The organism is Peptoniphilus rhinitidis 1-13, assembly GCF_000246925.1.
GTDB classification, from domain to species: Bacteria; Bacillota; Clostridia; order Tissierellales; family Peptoniphilaceae; genus Peptoniphilus_A; species Peptoniphilus_A lacydonensis.
Genome location: NZ_BAEW01000001.1, coordinates 158,997 through 176,113 on the forward strand (window position 1 = coordinate 158,997; position 17,117 = coordinate 176,113).

The window sequence follows — 17,117 nt, forward strand, 5'->3', positions numbered from 1 at the left end:
GTCCTATTTTTAGTATCTTTTATTTTGAACAAATAATTAAAAAAAAGGGTGATATTTATGAAAAAACTTTTTCTAGGAATTTTTTTGATCTTAATTTTGGCGGTAGGTGCTTTTTTATTTGTTGAAAATAGAGGAACTACTAAAATTTCCACAAAATACGATGACTTTAATTTTATAACAGAAGATAGAGATATAGACAAAGATGATTTCTGCATTGAAGATGGAATGATTTATCTTTCTTACGACTATATTAAAAAATATTTAGATAAAAATATTAGCTATGATAAATCAACAGATGAAGTAAAACTTAAAAACGATCATGCTAATAAAATTTTAAAAATAAATGAATACAAGGCAAAATTTAATAATGGAGAGATTGATTTGAGATCTCCTGTTATCAAAAAAAATGGCAAAATTATGCTTCCAATTGAAGCATTTATATATGATTACGATGTTAATCTAAGATACAACAAAGATATTAGACTTCTATTATTGGATTATAAAGATAAAGAATATAATTTAACTAAGACTAAAAAAGAAACTCTTCTTAGAGAAGACAGTTCTAAGAGAAGTCCTATAATAAAAAAACTACCTGAAAAAGAAGAACTATATGTTTATGGTGAAAAAGGAAATTCTTATAAAGTTAGAATGGTAGAAGGTTATGTTGGTTATGTATCAAAGGAAGATGTAGATGAAAATTTTGAAAAAAAAGTTTTAAAAACATCAAATAAAAATATTTCAACAGATTTAATCAATTTAACTTGGGATTATACTTATGCAGAACATTCTGATAAAAAAATTGAAAGTATAAAAAATATAAATGGACTTGATGTGATTATCCCTACATGGTTCTCTATAAGGAATGAAAATGGGGATATGATTGACAGAGGAAATCAAAATTATATTAAGAAATATAATGAGATGGGAGTAGATGTTTGGGCATACCTTGATAATTCTTTTGACCCAGATATAACCCATAAGGCTTTGTCAAACAAAGAAACTAGAAAAAAGATTATAAATAAAACTTTAGAACTTTGTAATAAATATAATATGAAAGGAATCAATATAGACTTCGAACATACCTATGTAGATGATAGAGATAATATAACAGCTTTTGTAGAGGAATTAAGAGAAAGTGCTGGAGATAATTTTATAATTACCGTTGATGTTACACCACAAATATCTTCTGATGTGACTAAAGAGCCATATGATAGAAAAGCCCTTTCAGAAATTTCTGACTATATTGTTGTAATGGCTTATGATCAACATTGGGCTTCATCAGATGAATCAGGATCAGTTGCTCAATATAAATGGGTTGAAGGTAGTATAAATGTTTTATTCAAAAATATTCCTAACAAAAAAATGATTTTAGGCGTTCCTCTTTACACTAGACTTTGGAAAGAGAGTGGTGGAAAAGTTACATCTAAAACAATTTCTATGGATGATGTGGCAAATTTAATTGCTTCAAAAGATTTAAAACCAACATGGGATAAGGAATCTCAACAAAATTATATTGAATATGAAGAAAATGGTTCAACTTATAAAATTTGGATTGAAGATGCAAATTCTATTGAGAAAAAAGTTTCTTTGGTAAATAAATATAATTTAGCTGGAGTTGGAAGTTGGAGACTTGGATTTGAAACTAATAATATTTGGGATGTAATATCAAAAGAATTAGATAAAACAAATAAAAATTGACAATTTCGCTTTATAAGTATAGAATTAAGATGTATTTAACAATATTTTTAATAGGATGTGTTTAAAATTTTACCTGATACACACAAAATTGTGGCAAAAATTGTTCACGATAGAATAAAAGAGAAATACGAAATTAATTTAAATTTAGAAAAAATGCTTTGGGGTTCAATAGCTCCTGATGTGCTCCCTTATTATAAAACTAAAAGACATTATTTTGATGAGTCTGGAGATTATATTGCAAGGGAAATAAGTAAATTAATTTATTTTTCAAGGTACTCATATTCTGAAGGAAATGAAAGTAAATTATTTATTAATTATATCAGTAAAAAACTTGGGATAATTATGCATTATCTATGTGATTTTGTTTGTTATCCTCATGCTTATAGAATGACTTTTGTAGATAATTTTAGAAAACATGTCAAATATGAACAAGATTTAGCTATTTATGCAAGAGAGAATAAGTATTTAGAAGAACATTTTATTGATACAATTAAATCCGAAAATATTAATTTCTTTGCAAATATAGACCAAAAATTAGAACTCAAAATAAAGAATTATTTAGTTGAGGTAATAAAAGAATATAAAAGTTCAAATCATAGTTTTGATAATGATTTAAACTTTGCATTAAATTTGTCTACAAATATTTCGCTTTTAGTAATAGAATCAATACTTGATTACGGCGAGGAATTAGATATACAATTTATTTGATAAAATTCTTTCATCCATTATGGGTGAAAGTTTTTTTAAAATTATGGAGGAAAAAGATGAGAAACAATTCGAGTGCGACAGAATTAGACCTTAGAGAAACTCAGATAGCAATAAAATCTGTAAAGGATTATTTCCAAAGAGATTTGGCAAATACTTTAAACCTTCAAAGAGTTTCTGCACCACTTTTTGTAAGACCAGAAACAGGCCTAAATGACAATTTAAATGGAGAAAAAGCAGTTGATTTCAATCTTAGACAATATGGCATAAATGTTGAAATTGTACAATCCTTGGCAAAATGGAAAAGGAACGCTTTAAAGGAATATGATTTTAATATGTATGAAGGTATTTATGCTGATATGAATGCCATAAGAGCAGAAGAAGAACTTGATGAAATTCATTCATCTTATGTTGATCAATGGGATTGGGAAAAAATAATTGATAAATCTGATAGGAATAAAGAATATCTTTTTTTAACTGTAAAAGAAATATATTCTGTGTTCAAAAGGACAGAAGAGTATATAAATCAAACTTATCCTTATATTTTGTCAAAAAAGTTACCAGATGAAATTTTCTTTATAACTTCTCAGGAATTAGAAGATTTATATCCTGATAAAACTTCTAAAGAAAGAGAAAAATTGATTTGTAAAGACAAAGGTGCTGTCTTTATAATGGGTATTGGAAATAAGTTAAATTCTGGAAAACCACACGACGATAGAAGTCCTGATTATGATGATTGGAATTTAAATGGAGATATTTTACTTTGGGATGAAGTGTTAAAAAACTCAATAGAAGTTTCAAGTATGGGTATTCGTGTTGATGAAAACTCTTTAAAGGATCAATGCGAAAAAACAAATACTACTGATAGATTTCAGTTGCCTTATCACAGTGACATTTTAAATGCAAAGCTTCCTTACACAATTGGAGGAGGAATAGGCCAATCTAGAATTTGCATGTTCTTTTTAGAAAAAAGTCATATAGGAGAAGTGCAAGTTGGGGTTTGGGACGAAAACAGTTTGAATTTTTGTAAAGAAAATAAAATAAAGTTATTATAATTCTAATAAATTTATAAATTAGATTTAAATCCTCTTGAAGTTATAGTATAATATTTTTATACGAACTATCGGAGGATTTTTTTATGGAATTGGCACGAAAATTAAATCAAAAACCTTTAAAAACTGTTGCCTTTAAAGATATAAAAAAATACCTAATTGCGAATTTCTTATATAAAGGGGATTTGGATAGTATAAATATTCTTTTAAATATTTACAACATTTACGAGTCTATTGAAAATATTTATCCAAGATATGTTACCCTTGAAAATTTGAGAAAAGATATAATAAAAATTTACAGACAAAAAGATGGAATTGAGCTTATTGCTAGAAATTTATCTAGTTTAATACATGATGATGTCAATAGATTAGAACTTTATTTGTATTTAGAGGGATATAGGTTGGGTTTCAACTCTAAAAAGCATATTAATACTCTTGAAATGATAGCTTTGAAATATTTAACTATTGATGAACTTTATAATAGGAAAAAGCTTTTCCAATATGAATTTAAAAATGAAGAAGTTTTATCTTTTAAGAAATTAATCTTTAAAGAAATTAGAAAAGACAGGCAAATTAGGGTTTTTATAAGAAATACAGTTACAGATGTAAAGAAAAGATTAATTGATGATAAAATTAATAAAATTAATGATCATCTTGATTTACAACTTGTTTTTAAAAGCGAAGACAATGACGTACAAATTGAAGAGCTAGATTCCTATTTAACTGATAGTGAGATAGAAATCCTAAATAATAAAATTTTTAAATTTCTTTACATAAACGGATTTAGAATTTTTAGAAATGGTTTCTGGGATGGAATAAATGATAGAGTTATAAAGAGATATAAATGAGGATAGTTTTGTGCTATCCTTTTTAAAGTGGTGGTAATTTGATAATAATGGGAGTTGATCCAGGAATTGCAATTGTTGGATATGGCTTTGTAGAACTTTTTGGGAATTCTTATAAGGTTCTAGATTATGGTGCTATAACTACTAAGGCAAAGATACCTTTACCAGATAGATTGGATTTGATTTATCAAGAAATGAATGATTTGATAAATCAATATAAACCAGAAGATATTGCCTTTGAAGAATTATTTTTTAATAAAAATGTTAAAACTGCCATAACAGTCGCACAAGCTCGAGGTGTAGAAGTTTTAGCAGCAAAAAAAAGTGGAGCAAATTTATATGAATATACTCCTCTTCAAGTGAAGCAAGCCTTAGTAGGATATGGAAGAGCAACAAAATCGCAAATTCAAGATATGGTTAAAATTATTTTAAACTTAAATAAAGTTCCTAAACCAGATGATGTTGCAGATGCTCTAGCCGTAGCAATAACACATGGAAGTTCTATAAAATTTAAAGAAAGTTTTAGGATGGTATAATGATTGAATTTTTAAGAGGCAGTGTTCATTCTATTGAGGATGGATATTTAGTCTTAGAATCAAATAAAATTGGATATATTGTAAATATGATATCTCGAGAACTTCATACTTTTTATGACAATGAAGAAGTTTTTATTAATATAAGGTTTATTCTTAGAGAAGATGGAGCTACTTTATATGGTTTTAAAGATAGTGAAACTAGAAAATTTTTTGATCTTCTAACAACTGTTTCGGGAATTGGACCAAAACTTGCTATGGGAATTTTAGACGGGGACTATGTAGATAATATTGCAAAATATATTTTATCAAAAGATGAAAAGTCTTTGACTAAGTTGCCAGGAGTGGGAAAAAAAACTGCACAAAGAATTATTGTGGAATTAAAGGATAAAGTTGAAAAGTTAGATTTGAGTTTCAAATGTGAAAAAGATGAGTCTTTAATTTTTGAAAAAAATGAGGATCCAGCTGTTGAGGCACTTATTTCATTGGGTTATAATGTATATGATGCAAAAAAATCATTAGAAAAAGTAGATGCTTCTCTTGATATATCTGAAAGAATTAAAGAAGCATTAAAATTGATGGGTTGATATTATGGATAAAAATAGACTAGTTGAGCCTGACTTTATTGATGGCGATACCAAAGAAATTAGTTTAAGGCCAAAATGGCTAGATGAATATATTGGTCAAGAAAAAGTAGTTGACAATTTAAAAATTTTTATTGAAGCTGCAAAAAATAGAATGGAACCACTTGATCATACATTATTAAGTGGTCCACCAGGACTTGGTAAAACTACTCTTGCTGGAATTATTGCAAATGAAATGGGAGTTAATCTTAAAGTTACTTCAGGACCTGCAATAGAAAAACAAGGAGATTTGGCTAGTATTCTCACAAATCTTAATAATGACGATGTTCTATTTATAGATGAAATTCATAGACTCAACAAGTCTGTAGAAGAAATATTATATCCAGCTATGGAAGACCATGCACTAGATATAATAATAGGTAAAGGCCCCTCTGCAAGATCAATAAGACTAGATCTCGCACCTTTTACGTTAATTGGTGCAACTACTAGAGCTGGAATGCTAACTTCTCCTCTTCGAGATAGATTTGGTGTAATGTTAAAATTAGATCTTTATGATGAGAAATCTTTAGTGGAAATAATTATGAGGTCTGCTAATATTTTAAATATACCTATTGAAAGTAAGGGAGCAAGAGAAATAGCAAAGAGATCTCGAGGAACTCCAAGAATTGCAAATAGACTTTTAAAAAGAGTAAGAGATTATGCAGAAGTAAAAGAAAATGGAGTTATAACTACAAAAGTAGCAATTAAAGGTCTTAATCTTCTTGAGATTGATAAATTTGGTCTTGATAATATAGACAGAAGGATAATTTTGACTATGATTGAAAAGTTTGATGGAAGACCAGTAGGAATAGATACTATTTCTGCGGCAATAGGAGAAGATAAGGTCACTGTTGAAGATGTATATGAGCCTTATTTAATGCAAATAGGTTTTATAACGAGAACCCCAAGAGGGAGAATAGCCACTAGAAGAGCTTATGACCATTTCGGTATAGCGTATAAAGGAGATTGATATGAAAAAATTTTTATTTTTAACTATTTTTTTAATACTATTGCCATTAAATATTTTCGCAAAAGAAAATTATGACAAACTAGATATAAAGATAGGGAATTCTGTTAAAGCAAAGGAAGAAGTGAAGTTAAAGTCTTTAATTGATTTAAAAATTATAACTTCTGATGACCAAATAGTAAATGATACAAAGAATAAAGAAATAACTATTTTATTTGATGGCAAGGATATTAATGTAGAAGGAAAAAATTTTGAAATAAAAAAATTTCCTCAAGATGGAGCTTTCTTGATAAATTCAGAATCACCAATTTATATTGATAAGATAAAAAGAAGTTATAGGGGGTCTATTAGCTTTAGAATAAATAATGGGAAATTAGACATTATAAATAATGTGAATATGGATGATTACTTAAAGGGAGTTTTGCCAAAAGAAATGAGCCCAGAGTTTCCAATGGAATCTTTAAAAGCACAAGCCCTTTGCTCAAGATCTTTTGCAATAAATAATTACAATAAATTTATTAAAAAAGGATACAATTTAGACGATACAACAAGTTCACAAGTTTACTTTGGAAAAGATGTAGAAGATGAAAAAACAAATAAAGCAGTGGATTCTACTTTAAATGAAGTTATAAAATATAATGGAAAGGTTGCTGAAACTATTTTTTGTGCATCTTCTGGAGGTTTTACTGTGGCATCGGATGAAGCTTGGGGCGGAAATTCTGTTCCTTATTTAATAACACATGAAGATCCATATTCAACTCATCCATGGAAATATGAATTAAAGGATAAGGATTTTGAAAAACTTGGAATATCTGGTATAAATAGCGTTAATGTGGAGAGTTTTAAAGATTCAAAAAGAGTAGACAATATTATCTTTAATACTTCTCAAGGTGATGTGAAATTAAAAGCAAATGATTTTAGAAAAAAAATTGGGAATACTATTATAAAATCCACACTTTTTGATATAAAGGTTGATGGAAATAAAGTGCTTGTTTCTGGCAATGGATATGGACATGGTGTTGGAATGAGTCAATATGGGGCAGTTGAAATGGCAAAAAAAGGACAAGATTACAAAAAAATCATTGATTTTTATTTTCCAGGAACAAATATTGAAAAATTAAATTGATAGAAGGACAAAATGAAGACAAAAGATTTTTATTATGATTTACCAAGGGAATTAATAGCACAACATCCTACTGAAAGAAGGGATCACTCTAGGCTCCTTGTTTTAAATAAAAAAACTGGAGAAATGGAGCACAAACATTTTTATGACATAATAGATTATTTAAATGAAGGCGATGTTTTAGTTTTGAATGACACAAAGGTAATGCCTGCAAGAATTTATGGTCATAGAAAAGATAAAGAAGAAAAAATTGAATTTCTTCTTTTAAATAGAAAAAATGACGTATGGGAATGTCTATCTAAACCTGGCAAAAAAGCAAAAATTGGAACGGAAATTATTTTTAGCGACAAATTATCTGCTGAAGTAGTTGATATATCTGATGATGGTTCAAGATTTTTGAAGTTTGAATATGATGGAATATTTGAAGAAATTTTAGATGAGCTTGGTGAAATGCCACTTCCACCTTATATTACAGAAAAATTAGAAGATAAAAATAGATATCAAACTGTTTATGCAAGGGAAGAAGGATCGGCTGCAGCTCCAACTGCAGGGCTTCATTTTACAAAGGAACTTCTTGATAAAGTTAAAAATAAAGGTGTGGAAATTTGTTATATAACTCTTCATGTTGGTCTAGGAACTTTTAGACCTGTAAAAGTTGAAAATATTGATGAACATGAGATGCATTCTGAATTTTATATAATGACTGAAGAAGTTGCAGATAAAATTAATTCTGCAAAAGAAAGAGGAAATAGAGTTATAGCAGTTGGGACTACTAGTGTAAGGACAGTGGAATCAATTGCAGATGAAAGTGGAAAAGTTCGCGAAAAAAGTGGTTTTACAAATATTTTCATCTACCCGCCATATAAATTTAAATGTGTAGATGCACTTATTACGAATTTTCATTTGCCAGAATCAACACTTTTAATGTTAGTATCTTCACTTTCATCTAGAGAAATTATTTTAAATGCATACAAAAAAGCTGTAAAAGAAAGATATAGATTCTTTAGTTTTGGAGATGCAATGTTTATAAGGTAGGTTATATGTTTAAGTTTGAACTATTAAAGACAGATAAAAATTCGAAAGCAAGACTTGGTAAGATAACAACAAATCATGGAGAAATTGAAACTCCAATTTTTATGCCTGTTGGAACGAGAGCAACAGTAAAAACAATGACACCTGATGAACTTAGAAAAATAGGGTCACAAATAATTTTATCAAATACTTATCATCTATATTTAAGGCCAGGTACTGAAATTATCGAAAAAGCTGGAGGGCTTCATAAATTTATGAATTGGGATAAACCAATTTTAACTGATTCAGGAGGATTTCAAGTTTTTTCTCTTTCGGACAATAGAAAAATAACAGAAGAAGGAGTATATTTTAGAAGCCATATTGATGGAAGTAAAATGTTTATTTCTCCAGAAAAGTCAATTGATATACAAAATATTTTAGGATCAGACATTATAATGGCATTTGATGAATGTGCACCATATCCTTCTAGTTATGAATATATTGAAAATTCTATGAAAAGAACGCTGAGGTGGGCAGAAAGGTGTAAAGAACATCATAAAAACATAGATAATCAAACTCTTTTTGGAATTATTCAAGGTGGAATGTATAAAGATTTAAGAGAAATTTCTGCAAGAGAGATGGCTGATATGGATTTTAGGGGATATTCTGTCGGAGGACTTTCAGTTGGAGAGCCCATTGACTTAATGAATGAAATTTTAGATCATACAACTAATTTTATGCCAGAAAACAAGCCTAGATATTTAATGGGAGTAGGAAGTCCAGATTATTTATTTGAAGCTGTTGAACGTGGTGTTGATATGGCAGATTGTGTACTTCCAACAAGGATTGCAAGAAATGGAACAGTGCTAACTCATAAGGGTAAAATGGCAATTAAAAATGCAATTTATAAAGATGATTTTTCTCCACTAGATGAAGAATGTGATTGCTACACTTGTAAAAATTTTTCTAAAGCATATATTAGACATCTATTTAATGTAGATGAAATTCTTGGCATGAGGCTTGCGACAATTCACAATTTATATTTTTTATTAGATATGATGAAAAATATTAGAGAGTCTATAAAGGGAGATTATTTTTTAGAGTATAAAAATGATTTTTACAAAAAATATGGATACAAATAATTTCTTGTGAAGTTTTTAAATTATATGTATAATATAATTATAAATGATGATATAAAAAGGAGGTTATCAATGAATCAAAATGCAATGGTAAATCTTATTCCTCTAATTATTATGTTTGTTATATTTTACTTTTTCTTAATTAGACCGCAAAAGAAAAAAGCAAATGAAGTTAGCGCTATGCGTGAAAATTTAAAAGTGGGAGATAAAGTAATAACAATAGGTGGAATAATTGGAAAGATTGTTCTTGTAAAAGAAGATTACTTAGTTATTGAAACTTCAACTGACAATACTAAAATTGAAATAATGAAGTGGGGAATTAACGGTACTTACAAAAATAATAAAGAACTTAAAGATAGTGAAGAAGAATAGGAGAATTTATGAAACATATAAAAACACTTACTAATAAAAATTTAAAGAAAACTTATGAAAAAGGCGGATGTGGAGAATGTCAAACATCTTGTCAATCAGCTTGTAAAACTAGTTGCACAGTTGGAAATCAAAAGTGCGAAAATTCTGAAAACTAAGCAAGGGAAACCTTGCTTTATTTTATTTAAAAAGTGCAGAGGGTGAAGAGATGGTAGAAAGAATTCACAAATTTTATTTAAATGATAAATATATAGTTCTTGATATTGCAAGTGGTTCAGTTCATGTAGTAGAAAAGATTGTATATGATATGATAGATGATTATAAAAATTTACGTAAAGATGAAATCATAAATAAATTTTCAAAACTATATAATAAAGAAGATGCAGTAGAAGCTTATGAAGAAATAGATTACTTAACTAAGGAAGGTCTTTTGTTTTCAGAAGATGAGCATTTTAAACTTCCAAAGTATAATCCCCAAAATGTTGTCAAGGCACTTTGCCTTCACGTTGCTCATGATTGTAATTTAAGGTGTAAGTATTGTTTTGCTTCTCAAGGTGATTTTAAAGGAGATAGAAGTTTGATGTCTTTTGAAACAGGAAAGAAAGCATTAGATTTCCTTCTTAAAAATTCTGGGAATAGAAAAAACTTAGAAGTGGATTTTTTTGGTGGAGAGCCACTTATGAATTTTGATTTAGTTAAAAAACTTGTTGAGTATGGTAGAGAAGAAGAAAAAAAATACAACAAACATTTTAGATTTACAATTACAACTAATGGAATGCTTTTAGATGAAGAAATAGAAAATTTTATTAATGAGAATATGGACAATGTGGTTCTTTCTATTGACGGAAGAAAAGAAGTTAATGATGAAATGCGTCCAACTATAAATAAAAAAGGTTCTTACGATGTAATTATCCCAAAATTTAAGGAATTAATTGAAAAAAGAGGAGATAAAGATTACTTTATCAGAGGAACATTTACTAATGAAAATTTAGATTTTTCTAAAGATTTAAGAGATTTTTATGAAAATGGATTTAAAAAGACTTCCATTGAACCTGTTGTCACTGATGAAAAAGAAAGTTATGCAATAAGAGAAGAACACCTCGATAGAATTTTAGATGAGTATGAAAAAATGAGTAAAGATTATATCGAGATTAGAAAAAAAGATAAAGATTTTTCTTTCTTCCACTTTATAATTGATTTATCACAAGGTCCTTGTATTGTAAAGAGAACTGTTGGATGTGGAGCTGGATCAGAATATGTGGCAATAACTCCTCAAGGAGAGATTTATCCTTGCCATCAATTTGTAGGCGAAGAAGAATTTTTGCTTGGAAATGTAGATGATGGAATTTTAAATACAGAGCTCAGAAATACTTTTAAAAATTCAAATGTGTATACAAATGAAAGTTGTCCAAGCTGTTGGGCAAGATATTATTGCTCAGGTGGATGCCATGCAAATGCATATTATAGCAATAATGATTTGAATAAGCCTTATAAAGTTGGTTGTGAAATGGAAAAAAAGAGAATTGAATGTGCAATATCAGTATTAGCAAATGAAGAATAATTTATCATTACTTTGAACCCTTAGGGGTTCTTTTTTTATTTAAAGTTTACCAATTATAGTAATTTTGTTTACAAAATTTCTATAATTGTAATTTATAATGAATGAAGATATGAATAAAAATAATAATGGAGGATTAATAATGAAAGAAAAGATTAACAAGAGTATTGCATTTTTGCTAGGGATTTTTTTATTAATTACAAGCGTATTGACACCTACATTTGCAATGGAAGAACCTTTTTTGACATTAATGTCGCAAGAGGAAAGTGAAAAATGGGATAATATTGAAACTTTTGATAATTTTCCTGGAAGTGGAATTAAATATACTAGTTATAGTTTTACTGGTGTGAATGATATTCATTGGGAAACAAATGGATCAAGAGATCAAGATACTTATCAAATTGATGAAAGAGGTGTGATTTTAAGGAGTAAAGAAGAAGACAATTCTTTTATTAAGGCTACTTTTCCAAAGGGAATTGGAAGAATAAAAGTTGATCTTAGAAAAGCATACAAAGGAAAAACTAAAAGGAATTATGGTTTATATATTGATGGAGAACTTTCTTCACAAATTGAAGTTCCTAATTCTGGTGAGGAAAATAGCGATGTAGTAAATCTTTTTGCAGATGTAAATAAAAAAGGACCTGTTACAGTTGAGATTAAAAGAATAAACCCTAATACATCTAGTGCACAAGTTACAATTGATAATATTAGATGGACTAATTGTGATAGTGATAAAGCTGACATTTCTGAAGGGACAACAATTCCTAAAAATTTAGAAGAGCGAGTAAGTCCAAATGACTCAAAAACTGATTTAGAAAAAGACACAAATTTATTAACTATAGAAGAAGTTAGAGAAAAAGATGTTAATGAAGAAGTTACGACTAAGGGCATAATTACTGCAATTGATAGTAATTCTGTTTTTATAGAAGATTCAGATAGAGGAATTGCCATTTATCCTCAAGAAAGTTTAAATGGAGCTAAACTTTATGATGAAGTAGAAGTTTCTGGAGTTCGTGGTGAATTTAATGGACTTAAACAAATACAAAACCCCAAAGTAAAAGTATTATCAAGTAATAATATTATAGAGCCAGCAGAAGTTACTATTGAGGAACTTTTAAATAATTTTGATAAATATGAATCTAGAAAAATTCTAATAAAGAGTGCTAAAGTTTTAGATTATAAAGCAAGTGATTGGAATATACCGATTTCACAAGATGGAAAAAGCATTGTTGTGTTTGATAAAAATAGTTTAAATAGACCTAATGAATTAACACCAAATGATACAATTGATATCAAAGCAACAGCTTCAATGTTTAAAAAAGAACAATTAATTATAACAAATAGTGATGATATAAAAATTTTAAAAAATGGTCACCAAGAAGAAAAGATTTATAATTCTGATATTATAGATGATAATTTAATAAAAGAAAATAATGCAAAATTAATACCAGAAGTTTTAAACATGAATGAAGGAGAAAATACTACTGTTATTGGAGTGGTAGCAGGTTGGTATGGAGGAGGCAATAATTTAATTATCCAAGATACTGTAAATGGGGAAGTAGTTGGATATCAAATATTTGGCCCTCCAATTGAAACTAAACCTGGAGATATTGTTGTTGCAGAAGGAAAAGTAACAAATTTCTATGGACTACCTGAAATGAGTAATATAGAAAATATGAAAATAGTGGGAGAAACTGATGCACCAGATCCACAAATAATAACAGCTAAAGAATTCAATATTAATGGGAATAAATATGTCAATGAACTTATTAGAATTAATGATTTAATATTACCGGAATACGATGGAGGAAAAGGTGCAATTTCTTTTGAATCTGAGGATGGAAATAAAGTTTCTTCATATAGAGCCCCTGAATATCCTATTGGATCAAATGCTGGTGATAAAGTTGATATAATAGCGATTGGGAACAAACATTATGAAAATTATCAAATTTCAATTAATTCTAAAAAAAGTTATATTTTGAAAAATGATACATTAGCTCCATTTGTTGTAGTTAATCAATTTCAAGATGCAATTTTAAATAAAGACTACAATTTTGCAGTAAATATTGAGGAAAATACTACCATAAAAAATGTATTATGTAACTATGAATTAAATGGAACAAAGGGACAAGTTCAATTAACTGAAAAACTAGAAAAGGGAAGATGGGAAGGTAAAATCCCTGCAAGTTTTATAAATTCCAAGGGAACTTTAAAGTTAAATATTAAAGCAATTGATGGATCAGACAATGTATCAGATGGCTATTATGAAAATCCTTTTGTGTATGGTGAAAGTAGAAAATTAGATTTTCCAATAGAAATAAAAGTAGATGATAAACCTTTCGTAGAAAGTGTTGAGCCAAAATCAGGATTTGAAACTAAAGAAAATAAAAGACCTGTCATTAAGGTTAATCTATTTAATCAAGGAGAAAATCCAGAAGTAACAATAGAAATTAATGGCGAAAAGGAAAATATGGAAGTAGATGGATCAACTGCTACGTTCACTCCTAAAAAAGATTTAAAAGATGGTAAGATTTCTCCAATAATCACTATTAAAAGGTCAGATGGGGTACTTTCAGAAGAATTTAAATGGTCTTTTTATGTAGGAAGTTCAGAATTCAAGCATTATTATGGACAACTTCACTCTCATATAAATTATTCAGATGGAGCTGGCACTCCAGAAGAAGCAGTAGAATATGCCAAAAATGCAGAACAAATTGATTTCTTTGCAATTACAGATCATTCAAATTATTTTGATACAGAAGATAATTTAGGAAGAATTGATGATGAAAATTCAGGAATAAAATCAAAATGGAAAAATTATAAAAATATTATACAAAGTTATAAAACAGATGATTTCTTGCCAATTTATGGTTATGAGATGACTTGGACAAAAACTGGTGCAAATTATGGACATATCAATACTTATAATACGACAGGATTTATATCAAGAAATGATCCAGAATATAATGACAAACAAAATTCTAAGGGACTTTTGAAATATTATGATTTATTGGCAAGTTTAGATGAAAATACTTTCTCACAATTTAATCATCCAGGAAGTATTTTTGGAACTTTTGATGACTTTGGACATTTTGATGAAAAATACAACGAAAATATTAAACTTGTCGAAGTTGGAAATGGGGAAGGTCAAATTGGATCCAATGGATATTTTAGATCCATAAATGAATATACTAAAGCACTTGATAAAGGATGGAAACTATCTCCTTCGAACAATCAGGATAATCACAAAGGTAAATGGGGGAACGCAAATACTGCAAGAAATGTTGCCATAGCTAGAAGTTTAACTTATGATGAAATACTTGATGCAGTGAAAAATAATAGATGGTATTCCACTGAAGATAATAATCTTAGAATAGATTATTATGTGAACGAAAATATTATGGGGTCAAAGATTGAACCAACTAATAATTTAAAAGTTAGGATAGAAGCACATGATCCAGATGAAGATGATATAATTTCAAAAATTGAGATTATTTCAAACGGAGGAAATGTAGTTTACTCCAAAGAGAATAATTCAAATTCAATTAATGATGAAGTAACAGTTAATAATAGCGGAACTTATTATTATCTTAAGTTAACTGAAAAAGATGGGGATATTGCAGTGACATCTCCAGTGTGGACAGGAGAGATTAAAAATACTGGAATTGACTCAATAAATAAAGATACAGAGATTGAAGAAGTTGGCAAAGCTACACATATTAATGCTGTATTTAATAGTGAAGAAGGAAAGAAAATTTCTAAAATTCAATATATAAATAAATCAAGTGGAAATGTAATTAAAGAAGTTAGTATGAATAAAACATTAAAAGCTGGTAAAAATAATATTGACGAAGAGATTATATTTAGAGAAGAGGGGATATACGAATTAGAAATGAAGGTATTCTTAGAGGGAGAAGATGAACCTTATACTAAATCTATAAAAGTAAATGTATATCCTAAGGATATGAAGACTAATAAAATTGAAGAAGTTTTCAAATTAGATGAAAATAAACAAGTTATGATTGAAGGAAGATTGACATCAAATGCTAGTGGGTTTGATAAAAACACAGCCTTTTTTGACTCAGCTTATGTAGAAGATGAGTCAGGAGGTATTAATATCTTCCCAATTTCTGGAAAGTATGAGGAAGGTCAAAAAGTTAGAATAAAAGGATATACTTCATCTTATCAAGGAGAACATCAAATTAATATTTCAAGTATTGAAGTTATTGATGAAAATATAGAAAAGATAAATCCTAAAAAAATAAATACTGGTGATGTTCCTAAAAATTTAGGTTTTCTTGTAAAAGTTAATGGAATTATTAAGAAAATAGATACAGAAAATGCTTTAATAAAATCAATAATTATAAATGATGGAAGTGGCGATATTAGAGTATTTATCGATGGTTATATAGGAAGATTCAAATCAGAAGATAAGTCTATGCCTAATTATAAAATTGGAGAGGAAATAGAAACTACTGGTTTATCTTCTATAGATCCAGAAGGGAATAGAATAAGAATTAGAAATAGAGATGATATTGAATATTTAAATAAGAAAGATTCTAATGAAAATCAAGATGAAAATCCTGAAGGAAGACCAAATGAAAGTCCTAAAGAAAAACCAAACGAAAAGCCTTATGAAAAATCAAGTGAAGAAAATAATACAGATGATAAGATTGAAAAAAGTTCTAACAGTAATAGTTCATCAAGCATTCATAGCATCAAAAAACACAGATCTAAGAGTAAGGTTTACTATGTAAATACTAATACAAAATCAGAAGAAAAATCGATTTTACAAGAAAGTAAAAATGAAGTTAAAAAATCAAATTCTAATTTTAGGGATGTAAAAAAATCAGATTGGTTTTCAAATTATGTAGATTATGTTTATAAAAATGAATTGATGGTAGGGACTTCAAAAAACGAATTTGGTCCTGAAGATAATGTAAAAAGAGTTATGATAGTCGAGGTATTGTACAGATTATCTGGAGAAAATTCAAAGAATATAGATCTACCTTTTGATGATATCGATGAGAATGCTTATTATATTAATGCTTTGAAATGGGCCTATGAAAATAATATTGTAAAGGGCATCACAGAAAATAAATTTGGGCCAGATGAAAATTTAAAGAGAGAAGAATTGGTAACTTTAATTTATAGATATAGTTTATATAAAAATACGAATCTAGAACAAAATGAAGATTTGAAAAAGTTTAAAGATTCAGAAGAAATATCCGATTATGCAAAAGATGCCTTTAGTATGGCTGTAAAAAATAACTTAGTTACAGGCTACGAAGACTTAACGCTAAAACCTAAAAAAAGTATTACGAGGGCAGAGCTTGCAAAAATAATTTCAGATTTCCATAAAATTAAATAAAAAAGTTGAATAAAAGAAAAATCTCAAAGAGGCATTCAAATTAACTAAAATGTCAATTTGAGATTTTTTTATTAATTACTAAAAATATTGTTAGTTTAATCAAACATAAATTATATTAAATTA

At 28.2% G+C, this 17,117-nt stretch carries 14 protein-coding genes; all 14 read left to right on the forward strand.

Features of this window, described 5'->3' with window-relative positions; genetic code table 11:
* The first annotated feature begins 57 nt into the window (after positions 1 to 57).
* On the forward strand, positions 58 to 1,698 hold the full coding sequence (locus RH95_RS00750; protein ID WP_010242295.1) for a glycosyl hydrolase family 18 protein: 1,641 nt from the start codon (positions 58 to 60) through the stop codon (positions 1,696 to 1,698).
* 90 nt (positions 1,699 to 1,788) lie between these two features.
* A complete protein-coding gene (locus tag RH95_RS00755; protein ID WP_174265920.1) occupies positions 1,789 to 2,406 on the forward strand; it encodes a zinc dependent phospholipase C family protein in 618 nt (205 codons plus the stop codon).
* Positions 2,407 to 2,462: 56 nt separating this feature from the next.
* Positions 2,463 to 3,458, forward strand: a complete 996-nt coding sequence (gene asnA / locus RH95_RS00760; protein ID WP_010242298.1) for an aspartate--ammonia ligase — start codon at positions 2,463 to 2,465, stop codon at positions 3,456 to 3,458.
* Positions 3,459 to 3,541: 83 nt separating this feature from the next.
* The gene (locus RH95_RS00765) at positions 3,542 to 4,303 is read left to right on the forward strand and encodes a hypothetical protein (RefSeq protein ID WP_010242300.1); all 762 of its coding nucleotides are present in this window, start codon (positions 3,542 to 3,544) and stop codon (positions 4,301 to 4,303) included.
* 38 nt (positions 4,304 to 4,341) lie between these two features.
* Complete coding sequence (ruvC, locus tag RH95_RS00770; RefSeq protein ID WP_026038547.1) at positions 4,342 to 4,836, forward strand: crossover junction endodeoxyribonuclease RuvC; 495 nt, start codon at positions 4,342 to 4,344, stop codon at positions 4,834 to 4,836.
* Positions 4,836 to 5,420, forward strand: coding sequence for a Holliday junction branch migration protein RuvA (gene ruvA, locus RH95_RS00775; RefSeq protein ID WP_010242304.1), 585 nt, complete (start codon positions 4,836 to 4,838; stop codon positions 5,418 to 5,420). The genes ruvC and ruvA overlap by 1 nt, the downstream gene beginning before the upstream one ends.
* Positions 5,421 to 5,424: 4 nt before the next feature.
* Positions 5,425 to 6,426 (forward strand): Holliday junction branch migration DNA helicase RuvB, encoded by a 1,002-nt coding sequence (gene ruvB / locus RH95_RS00780; protein ID WP_010242306.1) that lies wholly within the window; start codon positions 5,425 to 5,427, stop codon positions 6,424 to 6,426.
* A 1-nt stretch (position 6,427) separates the two neighbouring features.
* Positions 6,428 to 7,549 (forward strand): SpoIID/LytB domain-containing protein, encoded by a 1,122-nt coding sequence (locus RH95_RS00785; RefSeq protein WP_010242308.1) that lies wholly within the window; start codon positions 6,428 to 6,430, stop codon positions 7,547 to 7,549.
* 12 nt (positions 7,550 to 7,561) lie between these two features.
* A complete protein-coding gene (gene queA, locus RH95_RS00790) occupies positions 7,562 to 8,581 on the forward strand; it encodes a tRNA preQ1(34) S-adenosylmethionine ribosyltransferase-isomerase QueA (RefSeq protein WP_010242310.1) in 1,020 nt (339 codons plus the stop codon).
* Between the two features lie 5 nt (positions 8,582 to 8,586).
* A complete protein-coding gene (gene tgt / locus RH95_RS00795; protein WP_010242312.1) occupies positions 8,587 to 9,699 on the forward strand; it encodes a tRNA guanosine(34) transglycosylase Tgt in 1,113 nt (370 codons plus the stop codon).
* 69 nt (positions 9,700 to 9,768) lie between these two features.
* A complete protein-coding gene (gene yajC / locus RH95_RS00800; RefSeq protein ID WP_010242314.1) occupies positions 9,769 to 10,068 on the forward strand; it encodes a preprotein translocase subunit YajC in 300 nt (99 codons plus the stop codon).
* A gap of 8 nt (positions 10,069 to 10,076) precedes the next feature.
* Entirely contained in the window at positions 10,077 to 10,223 is a 147-nt protein-coding gene (gene scfA / locus RH95_RS00805; RefSeq protein WP_010242317.1) for a six-cysteine ranthipeptide SCIFF, read from the forward strand.
* A gap of 50 nt (positions 10,224 to 10,273) precedes the next feature.
* Positions 10,274 to 11,626: a thioether cross-link-forming SCIFF peptide maturase gene (gene scfB / locus RH95_RS00810; RefSeq protein WP_010242318.1), complete on the forward strand. Its 1,353-nt coding sequence runs from the start codon at positions 10,274 to 10,276 to the stop codon at positions 11,624 to 11,626.
* 139 nt (positions 11,627 to 11,765) lie between these two features.
* Positions 11,766 to 16,994: a CehA/McbA family metallohydrolase gene (locus RH95_RS00815; RefSeq protein WP_010242320.1), complete on the forward strand. Its 5,229-nt coding sequence runs from the start codon at positions 11,766 to 11,768 to the stop codon at positions 16,992 to 16,994.
* Positions 16,995 to 17,117 lie beyond the last annotated feature (123 nt).

Coding starts and splice junctions, on each gene's coding strand:
- ruvB (WP_010242306.1), top strand. CDS start 5,425: ATGGATAAAAATAGACTAGTTGAGCCTGACTTTATTGATGGCGATACC.
- ruvA (WP_010242304.1), top strand. CDS start 4,836: ATGATTGAATTTTTAAGAGGCAGTGTTCATTCTATTGAGGATGGATAT.
- RH95_RS00785 (WP_010242308.1), top strand. CDS start 6,428: ATGAAAAAATTTTTATTTTTAACTATTTTTTTAATACTATTGCCATTA.
- asnA (WP_010242298.1), top strand. CDS start 2,463: ATGAGAAACAATTCGAGTGCGACAGAATTAGACCTTAGAGAAACTCAG.
- RH95_RS00815 (WP_010242320.1), top strand. CDS start 11,766: ATGAAAGAAAAGATTAACAAGAGTATTGCATTTTTGCTAGGGATTTTT.
- RH95_RS00765 (WP_010242300.1), top strand. CDS start 3,542: ATGGAATTGGCACGAAAATTAAATCAAAAACCTTTAAAAACTGTTGCC.
- yajC (WP_010242314.1), top strand. CDS start 9,769: ATGAATCAAAATGCAATGGTAAATCTTATTCCTCTAATTATTATGTTT.
- RH95_RS00750 (WP_010242295.1), top strand. CDS start 58: ATGAAAAAACTTTTTCTAGGAATTTTTTTGATCTTAATTTTGGCGGTA.
- tgt (WP_010242312.1), top strand. CDS start 8,587: ATGTTTAAGTTTGAACTATTAAAGACAGATAAAAATTCGAAAGCAAGA.
- scfA (WP_010242317.1), top strand. CDS start 10,077: ATGAAACATATAAAAACACTTACTAATAAAAATTTAAAGAAAACTTAT.
- queA (WP_010242310.1), top strand. CDS start 7,562: ATGAAGACAAAAGATTTTTATTATGATTTACCAAGGGAATTAATAGCA.
- scfB (WP_010242318.1), top strand. CDS start 10,274: ATGGTAGAAAGAATTCACAAATTTTATTTAAATGATAAATATATAGTT.